The sequence below is a fragment of the Neolewinella lacunae genome (assembly GCF_014349155.1).
Lineage (GTDB): Bacteria > Bacteroidota > Bacteroidia > Chitinophagales > Saprospiraceae > Neolewinella > Neolewinella lacunae.
On sequence record NZ_JACSIT010000152.1, the window covers coordinates 75,236 to 90,754 of the forward strand.

11 protein-coding genes are annotated in these 15,519 nt (G+C 59.2%); 8 read left to right on the plus strand and 3 right to left on the minus strand.

The annotated features are described in order from the left end of the window. Positions 1 to 30: 30 nt before the first annotated feature. Positions 31 to 2,664, minus strand: coding sequence for a DNA gyrase/topoisomerase IV subunit A (locus H9S92_RS19155; protein WP_187468309.1), 2,634 nt, complete (start codon positions 2,662 to 2,664; stop codon positions 31 to 33). 206 nt (positions 2,665 to 2,870) lie between these two features. On the opposite strand from H9S92_RS19155, the gene H9S92_RS19160 reads away from it, so the two are divergent. The 3 genes from H9S92_RS19160 (at position 2,871) to H9S92_RS19170 (ending at position 6,665) form a co-directional block, all read left to right on the plus strand. Further along, positions 2,871 to 4,259, plus strand: coding sequence for a DUF819 family protein (locus H9S92_RS19160; RefSeq protein ID WP_187468310.1), 1,389 nt, complete (start codon positions 2,871 to 2,873; stop codon positions 4,257 to 4,259). Between the two features lie 208 nt (positions 4,260 to 4,467). Further along, the gene (gene gndA, locus H9S92_RS19165; RefSeq protein ID WP_187468311.1) at positions 4,468 to 5,880 is read left to right on the plus strand and encodes an NADP-dependent phosphogluconate dehydrogenase; all 1,413 of its coding nucleotides are present in this window, start codon (positions 4,468 to 4,470) and stop codon (positions 5,878 to 5,880) included. 125 nt (positions 5,881 to 6,005) lie between these two features. Next, positions 6,006 to 6,665, plus strand: a complete 660-nt coding sequence (locus H9S92_RS19170; protein WP_187468312.1) for a YceI family protein — start codon at positions 6,006 to 6,008, stop codon at positions 6,663 to 6,665. Positions 6,666 to 6,762: 97 nt separating this feature from the next. Here H9S92_RS19170 and H9S92_RS19175 read toward each other — a convergent pair whose 3' ends face one another. After that, entirely contained in the window at positions 6,763 to 7,611 is an 849-nt protein-coding gene (locus tag H9S92_RS19175) for a mevalonate kinase family protein (protein ID WP_187468313.1), read from the minus strand. Between the two features lie 454 nt (positions 7,612 to 8,065). Here H9S92_RS19175 and mce point away from each other — a divergent pair, with 454 nt between their 5' ends. The 5 genes from mce to H9S92_RS19200 all read left to right on the plus strand — a co-directional run bounded on the left by mce (position 8,066) and on the right by H9S92_RS19200 (position 15,099). Beyond that, entirely contained in the window at positions 8,066 to 8,479 is a 414-nt protein-coding gene (gene mce, locus H9S92_RS19180; RefSeq protein ID WP_187468314.1) for a methylmalonyl-CoA epimerase, read from the plus strand. Further along, entirely contained in the window at positions 8,472 to 9,074 is a 603-nt protein-coding gene (locus H9S92_RS19185; RefSeq protein ID WP_187468315.1) for a class I SAM-dependent methyltransferase, read from the plus strand. The genes mce and H9S92_RS19185 overlap by 8 nt, the downstream gene beginning before the upstream one ends. Further along, positions 9,067 to 10,356, plus strand: a complete 1,290-nt coding sequence (locus tag H9S92_RS19190) for an MFS transporter (RefSeq protein WP_187468316.1) — start codon at positions 9,067 to 9,069, stop codon at positions 10,354 to 10,356. Before H9S92_RS19185 ends, H9S92_RS19190 begins: the two co-directional genes overlap by 8 nt. A gap of 903 nt (positions 10,357 to 11,259) precedes the next feature. Beyond that, positions 11,260 to 11,739: a T9SS type A sorting domain-containing protein gene (locus tag H9S92_RS19195; protein ID WP_187468317.1), complete on the plus strand. Its 480-nt coding sequence runs from the start codon at positions 11,260 to 11,262 to the stop codon at positions 11,737 to 11,739. Positions 11,740 to 11,943: 204 nt separating this feature from the next. Further along, on the plus strand, positions 11,944 to 15,099 hold the full coding sequence (locus H9S92_RS19200; protein ID WP_187468318.1) for an ATP-dependent helicase: 3,156 nt from the start codon (positions 11,944 to 11,946) through the stop codon (positions 15,097 to 15,099). 146 nt (positions 15,100 to 15,245) lie between these two features. Here H9S92_RS19200 and rpmH read toward each other — a convergent pair whose 3' ends face one another. Further along, positions 15,246 to 15,401, minus strand: a complete 156-nt coding sequence (rpmH, locus tag H9S92_RS19205; protein ID WP_187468319.1) for a 50S ribosomal protein L34 — start codon at positions 15,399 to 15,401, stop codon at positions 15,246 to 15,248. Between the last annotated feature and the right edge of the window lie 118 nt (positions 15,402 to 15,519).

The window sequence follows — 15,519 nt, forward strand, 5'->3', positions numbered from 1 at the left end:
TGCAAAGGTAAGGCGGCGGGCTTACACCTCTCAAAAGTCGAGCTCGATGGTATCCCCGGGTTTCAGCTTGCCACTTTCTACGGTTTTGGGCTGGCCCTTTCCGGGGCTGGCGTCTTTGCCGGCGGGGACGTAGCGCTCGTTGAGTTCCTTGGCCCCCGTCAGTTTACCGTCGTAGAACTTGTTGCCGAGGGATTTCCAGCCCTTCACGTCGATGAACTTCGTCAGGTCCAATACCCGGGTATGGGTTTCTTTGCCCACACGGAAGGCCAGTTCCACCTCGGGTTTGGGGTGAACGGTAGCGAGGTAGCACTTGGTCTGCTTATGGTCGGTAATGAAGCTGAAGCGCTGCCCGGCCGAGCTGGTTTCGATGGCGAAACGCTTGATCAGAGTAGCGCCACGCTCCCCTTCGAAGTAGACGGCACTGACCACCATTTGGGGATCATACTTGCCGATGAAGAAAATGTTCTGGGGCTCGTAGCGGCGGGCCAGGTCGAGTTCCTCCCGCTCGTAGCTGCCGTCTTTGTGCAGGACCAGCAGGAGGTCTCCCGTATCGAATCCGCCGAGGAATACCCCGCGCTCTTCCTGGTTGAGGCGGCCGCTCACTTCGTCCATCCACACCTTGAGGGCACCGAGGGTGGATTTGCCGGCTTCCTTGAGGCTGATTTTGCGGACGGGGTAGCGGGTGACGATGTTGCCCGTAGAGCTGCGTCCCTTGATGCCCAATTCGGAAAAGTCGAAGTCAAAATCTTTCATCCGTGCCTTGCTGGCCGGGCTGAGCAGGACGTTGACGATTTCGGCCTCCCCGTTGGGGTTGGCACTGAAGTAGAGGAGTTTGGAGCCCTTTTCCGGGCTGGCCAGCTCGTATTCCCGGTCGCGCGTGATGGCCGTGACGTTGAAGCGCTTGCCCATCGAGCGGCCGGTTTTGCCGTCGAGGTAAATCATGTTGTAGGTCGTCCGTTCGTCGCCCTTTTTCCAGATGCCGACGTGGATGATGTCTTTGCCAACGAAGGTCTTATCGGCAATCCGCGTTACCATCAGCTTTCCGTCTTTGCGGATGACGATGACGTCGTCGAGGTCCGAACAATCGGCCACGAATTCTTCTTTTTTGAGGCCCATCCCCACGAAGCCCTCCTTCCGGTCTACGTAGAGTTTGGCGTTGTTGGCGGCTACTGCGGCCACTTCCACCTTTTCGATGCTGCTGATTTTGGTGCGGCGCTCCCGGCCCTTGCCGTACTTGTCCAGCAGGTGCTGGTACCAGGCGATGGTGAACTCGGTGAGGTGGTCCAGGTCGTGTTTTACCTGTTTGAGTTCTGCTTCGAGGGCGGCGATGCGCTCGTCGGCAGCAAAGCTGTTGTACTTCGAGATGCGTTTGATGCGGATCTCCGTCAGGCGGACGATGTCTTCTTCGGTGATGCTGCGCAGGAGGGGGATGCGCTTATCGCCCTTCGTCGCTTTCTGGTCGGGCTCGCGGAAATACTTTTCCAGGCCGGCGCGGATGAGGTCGATGACTTCGGGGAAGTCTTCGGCTTCTTCGATGTCGCGGTAGATGCGTTGCTGGATGAAGACTTTTTCGAGGCTGGCGAAGTGGAGCTTTTCCTCCAGTTCTTTCTTTTTGATGAGGAGCTCCAGCTTGAGCAGTTCGCGGGTCTGGTGAGTGGTATGCTCGAGGATGTCGAGCACGGATACGAAGTGGGGTTTATCCCCGTTGATGATGACGCAGGCGTTGGGGGAGACGGACTGTTCGCAGCCCGTGAAGGCGTAGAGCGCGTCGATGGTCACGTCGGGGCTGATGCCGGGGGCCAGTTCGATGAGGATTTCGACCTCGGCGGCGGTGTTGTCCTGCACCTTTTTGATCTTGATCTTACCCTTGTCGTTGGCCTTGAGGATGGTATCGATCAGGCTGGTGGTGGTCATGCCGTAAGGCAATTCGCGGATGGCGATGAACTTACTGTCGATTTTTTCAATCGTGGCGCGGATTTTGACCTTGCCGCCGCGTTTGCCCCATTGGTAGTCGCCCACGTCAATGGTGCCGCCGGTGGGGAAGTCGGGGAAGAGCTTCGGTTTTTTGCCCTCCAGGATCTTGATGCTTTCGCGGCAGATCTCGATGAAGTTGTGGGGCAGGATTTTGGTGCTCAGGCCTACGGCGATGCCCTCGGCGCCCTGGGCGAGGAGGAGGGGGAATTTGGCGGGCAGGTTGATGGGTTCGCGCTTGCGGCCGTCGTAGCTGACCTGCCAGTTGGTGGTTTGGGGGTTGAAGACGACCTCGGTGGCGAACTTGGTCAGGCGGGCTTCAATGTAGCGGCTGGCGGCGGCGGAGTCTCCCGTCAGGGTATTGCCCCAGTTGCCCTGGGGGTCGATCAGGAGGTCTTTTTGTCCCATGTTGACCAGCGCGTCGCCAATGGCCGCATCGCCGTGGGGGTGGTACTGCATGGTCTGGCCAATGACGTTGGCGACCTTGTGGTAGCGGCCGTCGTGCATCTCATTGAGGGCGTGCAGGATGCGGCGCTGTACGGGTTTGAGGCCGTCTTCGATGGTGGGCACGGCCCGTTCGAGGATGACGTAGGAGGCGTAATCGAGGAAGTAATCCTCGTACATCCCTTTCAGGGTCGTTACGTTCTCTTCTCCGGCGGCCTGGCCGGGGTTGTTGGCGGTGTCGTTGCTCATCTGCTGCGGTAAATCCTTTTTTCCCTTGGGTTCGGGCCGGGTGCGAAGATAGAAAAGGAATGCCTGATAACAAAATGTTTTTATTTTATCAAACTAACAACATTTGGTGAACGACCCTTGCTCCTTGTCCTTTCCGGGCACCTGCGGCCGCGCCCGAATTGTACCGCAAAATGGTGTGGGATAGAAAGTTGCCCTATCTTCCGCCCATGCAACCCGTATTTACCAACGATGCCATTGTGTTCGGCCTGCTGATGGTCGTGCTGGCCCTCATTTTTACGACCTCCCACAGTGAGCGCCCCTTCTGGAAGCGCTTTTATACCTACGTGCCCGCGTTGCTGCTGTGCTACTTTGTGCCCGCGCTGCTGCACTGGCCGCTGGGGCTGATCGCCTACGACTGGTACACGCCCGGGCTGGATGCTGCGCTGGCGGAAAGTGGCCTGAGCGTCCCGCCCGGATCCTCCTACGGCGAGATCAATAAGTTGCTGGAAACCGGGGGCTACAATCCGAAAGATTTTGCCGCCTACAAAGGCCACAGCCAGCTGTACTTCATGGCCAGCCGCTACCTCCTGCCCGCCAGTTTGATCCTGCTTTGCCTCAACATCGACCTCAAGGGCATTTTCCAACTGGGTTACCGTGCGGTGGTGATGTTTCTGGCCGCTACGGTCAGCATTGTGCTGGGCGGGCCCATCGCTTTGCTCATCATCACCAACCTGTTTCCCAACCTGATTGGCCTGGACCCCGAGCAACTCTGGCGCGGCCTGAGCACGATTGCGGGCTCCTGGATCGGCGGCGGGGCCAACCAGGCGGCGATGAAGGAGATTTTTGACGTTCCTACGGGGATTTTTGGTCAGATGATCATCGTCGACGTGCTGGTGGCCAACATCTGGATGGGCTTTCTGCTCTTCGGCGCTGGCCGCAGCGAGCGGATCGACCGCTGGCTCAAGGCGGATAACTCGGCCATCAAAGCCCTCACCGAAAAAGTAGAAAATTACGCCGCCCAGGTGAAGCGCAGCCCCACTACCGTGTCTACCTTCCAGATGCTGGGCGTAGCCTTCGGTGGCGTGGCCCTGGCGCACTGGGGTGCTGATCAGCTGGCCCCGTTCTTCGCCCAGTACGCCGAGGCGCTGGAGCGGATGCGACTGACGACGCTGACGAGCGACTTTTTCTGGCTCGTGGTTATTGCCACCACGGTAGGTTTCCTCTTCAGCTTTACGCCCGCGCGGAGCCTGGAGGGCGTGGGGGCCAGCCGCTGGGGTTCGGTCTGCATCTACATTCTGGTAGCTACCATCGGCATGCAGATGAACATCGGCGACATCTTCAGCAACCTCGGGCTTTTTGCCATCGGGGTAATCTGGATGATCATCCACGTCGTGATTTTGCTCTTCGTCGCCTGGCTCATCAAAGCGCCGTTTTTCTACGTGGCCGTTGGCAGCCAGGCCAACGTCGGCGGGGCCGCTTCCGCACCCGTGGTGGCCAGTGCCTTCAGTCCCGCGCTGGCACCCGTCGGGGCCATCATGGCCGTGATTGGTTATGCGCTGGGAACCTACGGTGCCCTGGTCTGCGCCTACCTCATGGAATTTGCCGTGAGTGGGTAATGAGGGCGCGGCCGCAGGTGCTTCCCCCCCGGCCCCCCGAAGGGGGGAGTAGGGACATGGAGCAATGGGGGGATCGCAGGCATCGGACAATACGCGTAAAAAAAGCCCGCGTCGGCCAGCCAATTCCGGCCAGCAACGTCCGGGGAAGTCCATTGAACCAAGTGGCCCGTTGTACCTTTGGCTAATAGAAAAGAAAAACATTCACGGGATGAACCACCAACTTTATGACTTCGGCATGATCGGCCTTGGCGTCATGGGACGCAATTTTTTGCTGAACGTAGCCGACGATGGCTTTGCCGCTTTGGGCACCGACATCAACGAAGAATCCGTCAGGGCCCTCAACGCCGAAGGCGAAGGCATGAACGTCAAAGGCGTCCACACCCAAAAAGAGTTCGTGGAATTGCTCAGCAAGCCGCGCAAGATTATGCTGCTTGTCCCCGCCGGAAAAATCGTCGATACCGTCATCGAAGGCCTGCTGCCGTTGCTGGACAATGGAGACATCATCATCGACGGCGGCAACAGCCACTTCGACGATACCAACCGCCGCTACGAATACCTGAAGACGAAAAATATCCGCTTTCTCGGCACGGGCGTTTCGGGCGGAGCGGAAGGTGCCCGCCGCGGCCCCAGCATCATGCCCGGCGGAGACCGCTCCGCCTGGGAGGTCGTCCAGCCCATCCTGGAAACCGTTGCCGCCAAAGTCAACGGGGAACCCTGTGTGACCTACATCGGCGAGTCCAGCTCCGGCCACTACGTCAAGATGGTCCACAACGGCATCGAATACGGCCTGATGCAACTCATCGCCGAAGCCTACGACATCCTCCGCCGCGTTGGCAAGATGAACAACGATGAAATGAGTGCCCTTTTCAGCCAGTGGAACCAGGGCCGCCTGAACAGCTACCTGATTGAGATTACGGCCAGCATCCTCAAGATGCGCGACGATAAAATGGACGGCCACCTGCTCGACGTCATCCTCGACAAAGCCAAGCAAAAAGGCACGGGCAAATGGACCAGCCAGACGGCAATGGACCTCGGCGTACCCGTGCCGACCATCGACTCGGCCGTGACGATGCGCGGCATCTCGGCGTTTAAGGAATTCCGCCAGGATATGTCTGCGCTCTTCGACGTGGTCCACCCCGAAGCTCCTGCCATCAAAGGCGAAGGCCTGGCGGCGGCGGTGGAAGAAAGCCTCTACTTCTCCTTCGTCATTTGCTACGCCCAGGGCATGCACCTGCTGGCCGAAGCCAGCGCCGAACTGAAGTACGACCTCGATCTGGAAGGCGTGGCCCGCATCTGGCGCGGCGGCTGCATCATCCGCGCGGCATTGCTCGAAAAAATCCGTCAGGCCTTCGGTGGGCATCCGGAGCTTAAGAACATGATTTCTGCCGACGAATTCCGGGATGAGTTATACCGCAGCCGCGACGCCATCACCGAAGTGCTGCACCTGGCCAATGAGCGGGGTATCCCCACCATGTGCATGTCTTCGGCCCTCCAGTACTTCGATGCCTTCCGCTCGGAGCGCCTGCCCCTGAATATGGTCCAGGCCCAACGGGATTACTTCGGTTCGCATACCTACGAGCGGATCGACCAGAAGGGGGTATTCCACACCCAGTGGGATTAGCCACAAGCAATATTATTTTTCCCTATTTGGGCGCTGCATCTTGACAAAGCTGAAAAAGGCGTATCTTTGCGGCGAAAATCGGAACGGCCTCAACCAACATACCCGTTCCCACAACCTAGCAGATTATGAATCGCTTTTTCTTTCTCCTCGTTTTTGCTGCTCTTTTCGCCGCTTGCGGTGGCCCCGCTGGTGAGGAAATCACCTCCGAAGATGCCGCTGACGCCGCTGCCGGTACCACCGAACTGCTGGCTTCTGCCGTTTACGCAGTAGATACCGCCGCCAGTGTCATTAACTGGGAAGGTGCTAAAATCGCCTACAACCACGTCGGTACCGCCCCCGTTTCCGATGGCAAACTGATGGTTGCCGATGGCAAACTCGTAGGTGGTAAATTCACCATCGACCTGCGCCGCATCGCCAACACGGACATCCCCGAAGCCGAAAAGCAGGCCAAACTGGTGGGTCACCTCCAGAGCCCCGATTTCTTCGACGTCGCCACTTACCCTACGGCTGATTTCGAAATCACCCAGATCCAGCCCGCCACCGGCGAAGACCGCAACCACGAGATCACCGGCAACCTGATGATGAAAGGCCAGACCCGCAGCATCACCATCCCCGCCATGATTTCTATGGAAGGCGATATGATCAAGGCGACCACGCCCAAGTTCACCATCAACCGCACCGAGTGGGGCGTGAACTACAACAACAGCGGCATCGCCGGCATCATCAAAGACGACATCATCAACGATGAGATCGGCCTGGAAATCATGCTGACCGCTAAGAAGTAATGCACTTCCCTCCCACGGGAGGAAAACGGATTAAAATACGCGCACCGGCCCCGGCTGGTGCGCGTATTCTTTTTTGGTGCGGTTCGTTCGCGGGGCCTTACAACCACCAAACAGGCCCCAGCGCGGCTTCCACGGCGGGCCGCGACCGCCCCCAGCCCAGCAATACGCCCCCACCACCCGCGCCACAGATTTTGAGGAGGTAATCGTTGCTGAACCACTTTACGTGGTAGCCCGTGGGGATGAAGTGAGGGAGTTCGCGGAGCTGGAAGGCACTCAACAGACGGAAGTTCTGAAGCAGTGCCGTGCGATCACCACGCTGTAATGCACGGATGCAGGCGGCGGCGGGGCTACGCCACTCCTGTTCTGCTTTTTGGCGGAAGCCAGCATCCCCGTCGTAGCGGCGGATAAAATCGTCGATGTAGGCCGCTGCCTTGCGGGGCACCCCGGTATCTACCAGAAAAAAGCCTTCCTGCCAGCCGCTGGGCAATTCCGTAGCCCGGGGCGGCTGCCCGTCGCCCAGAATCACTGGCCGATCAAGGTAACTGATGAGGGGGTCAACGCCGGAGCTGCTGCCGTGGAAGTGCTGCTCCATACGAACAAAGTGCTCCCGCAGGTCTTCGCCGCTGGCTGCCTTACCCTGCGGGGTGGCGAAGCGGTCCCAGATGGCAGCGCAGACTGCCCCGCTGCTGCCCAGTCCGTAGCCCGTAGGAATATCGCCGACGAGCCGCCAGTCGTCCAGCAACGCGTCTTCCAGTGCGCCCGTATCCAGCAAGCTGGGTGGGAAGGCCACCTTGAGGTAGTCGCAAAAACGGAGGAGGGACTCGTCGGGTTGGCTTTGCGTCCACCGCAGGGATAAGCGTGCGTAAGGCACGGCCAGGCCCGCACCCCCGCGCAAGACGGTGTGCTCGCCGAAGAGAATAACTTTTGCAGGGTAACTACGGGGCATAAGGGTGTATTTCAACGGAATAAACGAAGAAGACTGGATAAACACCAACGGTCATCCGCTGCCTAAAGTTAAGGGCTGGTAAAATAGTAAATTAACGTCAGGTTGGGGGTGTGAAACGTAGATATTCAGTGGCTGTCAGATGCTTAGACCGTAATGGTTCTTTAGTTCGGTAGTTTTGTAGTCCGTTGATGGACAATACCCCACTACCGAACTACAAAACTACCCTACTGTATTCTAAAGGCTATTGAAGACCAATCGGTTATGATTATTGTAGGGGGGCAACCTCACATTAAATTACGGCGGTGGAAAAAGCAAGGGCCTGACCTAACCCGGGGCGGGGCATAAAACCATCGCCAATCTCGTGGCTTTATGGTACAGAGGCTTCCCCCGATTACGGCGCGGGGAGCTTTTTTTCCGTACTGCTACTTCCCCCCCCCAAAAAAATAACCCACCCATGCGCCTTGATCATATTGGCATTGCCGTTGCCGATCTGGAAGCGGCCGACGAACTGCTGGCGCGCCTGCTCGGCCGCGCTCCCTACAAGCGGGAAACCGTCAGTGACCAAAACGTAAGCACCAGCTTCTTTACCGCCGAAGCCGAGAATGCCAAAATAGAATTTGTGGCCCCTCTCCAGGCGGCCGGGGCCGTCCATAAATTCCTCGAAAAACGTGGTCCTGGCCTCCACCACCTCGCCTTTGAAGTGGACGACATCCGCGCCGAAATGACCCGCCTGGCCGCCGACGGCTTTGAACTGCTGCAATCCGAACCCAGCCCCGGGGCCGATAACAAACTCGTCTGCTTCCTCCACCCCCGCAGCACCAACGGCGTATTGGTGGAAATCTGCCAAAGCATAGGTTCCCATGACTAAAAGCGAACAGGAAAAATACTGGACCGAACGCTACGCCAGTGGCAACACCGGCTGGGACATCGGCTATCCCTCGACCCCCATCAAAGCCTACCTCGATCAGCTGGAGGACAAAAGCCTGCGCATCCTCATCCCCGGCGCGGGCAACGCCTACGAAGCCGAACACGCCTGGCGGGCGGGCTTCACCAACGTTTTTGTGCTCGACGTGGCCCGCCCGCCGCTCGATGATTTGCAGCGCAGGGTGCCCGACTTTCCGGCCCGGCAATTGATCCACGACGATTTCTTCGCCCACCAGGGCCAGTACGACCTCATCCTGGAGCAAACCTTCTTCTGTTCCCTCTTGCCCACGCCCGAAAACCGCCAGGCCTACGCCCGGCAGATGGCCGGGTTGCTGGTGCCCGGCGGCAAGCTGGTCGGCCTTTGGTTTACCTTCCCCCTGGTGCCCACCGGGCAACGTCCCTTCGGCGGAAGCAAGGCGGAATATCTGGGCTACCTCGGCAACTATTTTGAGGTCCAGACCTTTACAACCGCGCACAATTCTATTCCTCCACGTACTGGCAACGAGCTGTTCGGGATTTTCCAACGCCCCCATGAATAACGAAAAAAGACTTCTCTTCATCCTCGCTGCCGTACAGTTCTCCCACATCATCGATTTTATGATTGTTATGCCCCTGGGCAAGACGATCATGGAGATCTTCAACATTTCGCCGGGGCAGTTCTCGTGGGTGGTTTCGGCCTACGCCGGGGCAGCGCTTACGGGCAACCTGATCAGTACGGCGGTGATTGACCGTTTTGACCGCCGCTCGGCGCTGCTGGTGATGTTCGTGGGCTTCACGCTCGGCACCCTGGCCTGTGCTTTTGCCCCCTCTTATCCCCTGCTGCTGCTCTTCCGTTCCTGCACCGGTTTGTTTGGCGGCACGCTGGGCGCTTTGGTGTTGGCCATCGTCAGCGACGTCATCCCGCTCGAACGCCGGGCTTCGGCCATGGGCTGGGTGATGACGGCCTTCAGTGCGGCCAGCGTCGTTGGGGTGCCTTCGGCCATCTGGATTGCGGCTGTGTACGGCTGGCACGCTCCCTTCCTGGTTACGGCCTTCATCGCAGCCTGTTTTCTGCTCATGGCCTATTTCTTCGTGCCGCCCCTGCGCGGACATTTGGAGGCGAGCAGCGGGGCGCGGTCGCAGGTGCCAGGCACAAACCACGGAGCAAGGGAAGGCCTGATTGACGACGCTGCCCTGACCCCCACCGAGCAGGTTTTTGCCGTCCGCCACCCCCTGCGCCGGGCCTTCGATCCCTTCGTGCGCATCTTTTCCGACCCCAACCAGCGGGCCGCTTTGCTCTTTACCCTGACCTTGATGCTGGGCCACTTCACGATCATTCCCTTCATCGCGCCGTACATGCAGCTCAACATCGGCTTTACCGATAAATCGGTGAGCCTCATTTACTTCGTCGGCGGACTTCTCACCGTCGTCCTGATGCCCCTCTTCGGGAAGCTGGCCGACCGCTACGGGCGGATGGAGGTGTTCTCCATTGCCTCGGTGTTCGCCCTGTTCAGCATTTACTTTCTCACCAACCTGGATACAAACTCCGTCGTGCTTGGTCTGCTGGCAACGTCCTCTTTTTTCGTCGTAGCCAGCGGGCGCAACATCCCGGCCACGACCATGATCACCTCCGTGGTCCATCCCCAAAACCGGGGCAGCTTCATGAGCATCCGGCAGTCGGTCAACGAAATGGCCTTGTTCAGCAGCAGCGTTATTGCGGGCTTCATCATCACCGAAGGGCCCGACGGACGTTTGCAGCACTACGAATGGCTGGGTTACTTCACCATCGCGATGAGCATCATTGCGGTTGGCGCTGCGAGCCGGCTGCGGGCAGTGGCCTAAGCTTCCGGATCCAGCCCAAAATGCCCGACCAACTTTAAGTTTTGGTCAATTTTACACTCGGAGCGAGTGATTTACCCACTTTAGGCGCTACATTGTGCTTAGGGCAGGCTTCTCTTCGCCCGTACTTACTTCTTTTACCCCGAGTACGTCCGTTCCCCGTTGGTGCGGCGCAAGCGCTTTTGGCCAGTGGTGGCGTTCTCCCCAAAAAATTATCCTATGCGTTCAATTTTACTCGTGTTGTGTTTTTCCTTGTTTGGCGGTGCGGCGGCCTTTGGGCAGTTGATTAATGAGTTTGAGCCTAATCCTTTTGGGGTTGACCCCATGTTGGTGTCCGTGGAATTAATCGGTACCCCCGGGACGACCTTTAGCGGAGTCCTGCTTGCATTGGAGAACGATCTGCCAAACATTGGAACGATTGATCGACTGGCAGCAGTCTCTGGAACATTTTCAGCAAATGGCCTTTTGGTGGTCGAAATTCCAGATCTTGAAAACCCTAGTTTTACATTTATCCTTGCTTCAGAGGCTCCAGTCGTTGATACGGATCTTGATGTAGATAATGACGGCGTCATTGATGATCCCTCAGTGTTGGGGACTGTTTATGACGCTATTGGAATTCCCGATATTTCTTCTGATGTTCCAACTCTCTACGGCACTCAGTTAGGTGGAGTAGACTTCATGTCTTTGGATGTTCAAGAGCCTTACCTCATTTTTCGAGACCGAAACACCGGTGAACCTTATGCCGTATATGGTCCTGATGGTGGACCCTTTCAAATTATTGCAGTTGATGGAACAGAATATACTCAAGCTGAATTTGCTCCAGATCCCGGAGTAACAACTTATGGAGCAGCAAACCCCACCAACGGCACCCTCCCAGTCTCTCTCGAGTCTTTAGTTGCCGAAGACATGGGTAAGTCCGTAAAAGTGAGCTGGACGACCGCCAATGAATCCGCCAACGAATACTTCGCCGTGGAGCGCAGCCAGGATGGCCGCCACTTCCGCGAAGTGGGTCGGGTGAGCGGTGCGGGCAACAGCACGAGCAGCATCAGCTACGCCTTCATGGACGAAGCGCCCCTGGCGGGCAGCAACTACTACCGCCTGCGGCAGACCGACTTCGGGGGTACGCAGGAAGTCTTCGGCCCCGTAATGGTAAATATGGCCGGCCTCAGTGCCAAGGCTTACCCTAATCCCGTGCAGGATCGTCTGTTCGTCAGCGGCGCAGCGGCGGAGGCTACGGCTACGATCACGGACTTCAACGGCCGCATCCTCGCCCGCGTGAACAACCTGGGGGGGGGTATTGACGTCAGCACCCTGGCCACGGGCGCTTACCTGTTGCGGGTGGAAAGCCCGGCGGGTGCGGAAAACTTCCGTTTCGTGCGGCAGTAAGCTGGCTCCTTTTAGGCGCTTAAGCAACGGCCAGCCATTTCCTCCAACGGGAAGTGGCTGGCCGTTTTGTTTTGACCTCCCCTGCTTGCCCGTCCCTGGCCCGGCACCTGCGGCCGCGCCCTCCTCAAATCAGCAGCCCACCCGCGGGATAAAAAGGGAAGCGGGGAAAGCCCTACCTTGCGGCAACTGCCAAAACAAATTTGCTTGCGAACCGAGCGTCTGCGTCACGAAGGGACTTTTGCCACGGAGATGGCCCGCCTGAACGCCGCCCAGCGCGGTGCGGTGGAGCAGTTGGCGGGCCCCGTGCTGGTGCTGGCTGGCCCCGGAACGGGCAAAACCCACCTGCTGGCCGCGCGGATCGGGAACATCCTGCTGGAGACCGACACGGGGGCGCACAACATCCTTTGCCTCACCTTCACCGAAGCTGGCGTGAAGGCCATGCGGGAACGCCTCCTGCAATTCATCGGGCCGGAGGCGCACCGCGTGGCGATCTTCACCTTTCACGGTTTTTGCAGCAACGTCATTCAGCAAAACCTGCAGTACTTCGGTCGGCCCGGCCTGGAGCCGCTGGGGGAGCTGGAGCAGATCCGGATCGTCCGCAAGCTCCTTGATGCCCTGCCGACCAACTCGCCGCTCAAGCAGGGCTACACCGCTGAGCACTTTTACGAGCCCCACCTACTGCACCTCTTCGCGGCCATCAAAGCCGAAAACTGGGACCTCGACCATCTGGAGCAGGCCATTGACCGCTACCTGGCGGAGCTGCCCACTAAGGAAGGCTTTTACTACAAGCGCAAGTACCAGCAGTTTGCGGCCGGTGCGCCCCGCACGGGGGAAATTGCCGAAGAAACCCTGCGCATGGAACGGCTGCGGGCCGGGGCCCAGCTCTTCCCCGCGTACCAGGATGCCCTCCGCCAGCAGCGGCGCTACGACTACGGCGACATGATCGGCTGGGTCTTACGCGCCTTCCACGAACATCCCTTTTTGTTGCGTTCCTATCAGGAGCGTTACCAGTACCTCCTCATTGATGAGTTTCAGGATACCAACGGTGCGCAAGACGAAATCATTCGCCTGCTGGCCGATTACTGGGAGCAGCCCAACGTCTTCATCGTGGGCGACGACGACCAGGCGATCTACGAATTCCAGGGCGCACGCCTGCGCTCGATGGTGGACTTTGCCCACCGCTACGCCGGCCTTAAGCTGGTGACGCTGACGGAAAATTACCGCAGCCGGCAGGGTATCCTGGATGCTGCTTCGGTCCTGATCCAGGCCAACACACGGCGCATCGGACGGGAGTTGCCGGAGCTGACCATTCATAAGCACCTGCGGGCGGCGGGTCCGGACCGGGAAGCGGAGGCTGCGCCGGTATCCATCCGTCTGTTTACCAACCAACGCCAGGAACTGGCGGGCCTTCTGGCGCAACTGCGGGGCTGGCGGGCGGCGGGGGTACCCTGGGGAGAGATGGCCGTGATCTACGCCCGCCACGGCCAAGCCAAAGGATTGCAGCACCTCCTCGAACGGGCGGGCATCCCTTACCGCAGCAAACGCCGCCCCAATGTACTCGACGGGCAGCCCGTCCGGCAACTCCGCGAGCTGCTCACCTACCTCCAGGCCGAATACGAAAGGCCGGGCACCGGCGAACACCTGATTTACCGCCTGCTCCACTACCGCTGCTTCGGGACTGAAGCCCACGATCTGGCCAGGCTCAATCTGGCCCGCCTGGCCTGGAGGGAAGGAGCGGCGGGGGTACCCTCCTGGCGCAATTTTCTGCAAATGCCCAGCGCCTGGCCAGCAGATTTGCGCCATCCCGCGGCCGTGCGCAGGGTGGCCGATTGGCTCGAAGAAACGCTGGGCCACATCGGCAGCCTCACCCTTTCCGGGTTGGTGGAGATGGTTTTGAATGGCTCCGGACTCCTGGCCGCCGCTCTGCGTCACCCCAAACGGGCCGAGTGGGTGCAGCACTACGCTACCTTTACCGACTTCGTTTTAGGGGAGCTTACGCGGCGGCCGCGCCTGAGGCTCGACGGTTTGCTCGATACCCTCCAGCAAATGGACGACAACCGCATTGAACTCCCCATTCTCGCCCATTTGGACCAGGCCGACGCCGTACTACTCGTCACCGCCCACAGCGCCAAAGGCCTGGAGTTTGATAAAGTGTGGCTACTGGACTGCGCCGAAAACCAGTGGGGCAGCAGCGGGGGCGGCCGCAACCGGCAATTCAAGTTGCCCGATACCCTTACCTACAGCGGCGAGGAGAGCGAACTGGAAGCCCGCCGCCGGCTCTTCTTCGTAGCCATGACGCGGGCGAAGAGCGAGTTGGTGTTGTCCGTAGCCGAGCTCGACCAGCGCGATAAAGCACAGCAGCGCGTGGCGTTCATCGACGAATTGCTGGCGGGTACTGACCTTACCCTGGAAGAACAGCATATTGGTGCGGCGGATTTGGCAGCGCTCGCGGAAACCCAGTTGCAACCCAGCGACCTCACCCGCCTGCCGGGGCTGGAGCAGGCCGCGATTGCGGAGTTGCTCAAGGACTTCCGCCTCAGCGTCAGTGCCCTCTATACCTACCTGGACTGCCCGACGCGCTTCTACTACGAAAAGCTCCTGCGGGTGCCCGACCGGGAACGGGAAAAGACCCTGTACGGATCGGCCCTCCACGAAGCACTGGAAACCTACTTCAACCGGATGCGTAAGGATTCGGGCCTGGTTTTCCCCAGTCGCGAGGAATTGCTCTTTAATTTCGAGGACGCCCTGACGCGGCGGCGCGGTCTTTTTCCCGCCAGGAACTTCCAGCGGCGCCTGGAGCAAGGCCGCAAGGACCTGGGGCAGTACTACGATGCTTACCGTGCGAGCTGGACCCACGAGGTGGAAGTGGAACTCACCATCCGCAACGTGGAAGTGGACGGTATTCCGCTGGTGGGGACGATTGACCGGGTGGACATTCGCTCGGATGCCTTCGTACGCCTGATCGACTACAAGGCCAGCGCTTCGGGAAGTAAGGCGGCCCTGACGAAATTGCGTCCGCCCACCCCCGCCAACCCCCACGGTGGCAGCTACTGGCGGCAGCTCACTTTCTATAAACTGCTCTACGATGCGCGGCCGGGCAACTACCGCCGGGTTAAAGACGCGGCCATCAGTTTCCTGTTGCCCAATGCCCACGGCGAGCAGCCGGAGTTGGACATCGGCATCCAGCGCCAAGACACCGATGCCCTGCGCACCATTCTCCAGAGGGCTTGGGAGGGCATCCAGGCCCAGGAGTTTACGGGTTGCGGGAAGGCCGACTGCGCCTGGTGCCGCTTCGTGGAAGACTTCCGGGAACCCGTGCCGCCCGGCCAGGAGGAAGACGAACTCGATGACCGCAATTGAGTTGGGAGCGCCCAAGGGCACCCGCCCGCCCCCCCCCGAATGCCAGCCAAAAACCAACGCAAAAAGCCCTTTCCCAACGCAAGTGGGGAAAGGGCTTTGCGAACCTAACAACCTTCCGGGAGGGAGCCTGCCCGGGGGAAGGTAGCTTACTTCTTGTGCGTGGTGTCGCTTACCGTCAGCTTGTAACGGCCTTTGGCACGGCGGCGGGCCAGTACTTTGCGGCCGTTCTTGGTGCTCATGCGACTGCGGAAACCGTGCTTGTTAACACGGCGGCGCTTGGAGGGTTGGAACGTTCTTTTCATCGCGTTATTCGTTTGATACGGTGGCGGAGCCAGCCGGAAGATTTGTAAGGGAGCGCAAAGGTAAGGCTTTGTAATGTATCCTACAAAGACTAGAAACAATTATTTACACTACCGGGAA

What these genes read in the sequence shown, in the direction of transcription:
- H9S92_RS19155 (WP_187468309.1), bottom strand. Translation starts at nt 2,664, where the DNA reads ATGAGCAACGACACCGCCAACAACCCCGGCCAGGCCGCCGGAGAAGAG.
- H9S92_RS19160 (WP_187468310.1), top strand. Translation starts at nt 2,871, where the DNA reads ATGCAACCCGTATTTACCAACGATGCCATTGTGTTCGGCCTGCTGATG.
- gndA (WP_187468311.1), top strand. Translation starts at nt 4,468, where the DNA reads ATGAACCACCAACTTTATGACTTCGGCATGATCGGCCTTGGCGTCATG.
- H9S92_RS19170 (WP_187468312.1), top strand. Translation starts at nt 6,006, where the DNA reads ATGAATCGCTTTTTCTTTCTCCTCGTTTTTGCTGCTCTTTTCGCCGCT.
- H9S92_RS19175 (WP_187468313.1), bottom strand. Translation starts at nt 7,611, where the DNA reads ATGCCCCGTAGTTACCCTGCAAAAGTTATTCTCTTCGGCGAGCACACC.
- mce (WP_187468314.1), top strand. Translation starts at nt 8,066, where the DNA reads ATGCGCCTTGATCATATTGGCATTGCCGTTGCCGATCTGGAAGCGGCC.
- H9S92_RS19185 (WP_187468315.1), top strand. Translation starts at nt 8,472, where the DNA reads ATGACTAAAAGCGAACAGGAAAAATACTGGACCGAACGCTACGCCAGT.
- H9S92_RS19190 (WP_187468316.1), top strand. Translation starts at nt 9,067, where the DNA reads ATGAATAACGAAAAAAGACTTCTCTTCATCCTCGCTGCCGTACAGTTC.
- H9S92_RS19195 (WP_187468317.1), top strand. Translation starts at nt 11,260, where the DNA reads ATGGGTAAGTCCGTAAAAGTGAGCTGGACGACCGCCAATGAATCCGCC.
- rpmH (WP_187468319.1), bottom strand. Translation starts at nt 15,401, where the DNA reads ATGAAAAGAACGTTCCAACCCTCCAAGCGCCGCCGTGTTAACAAGCAC.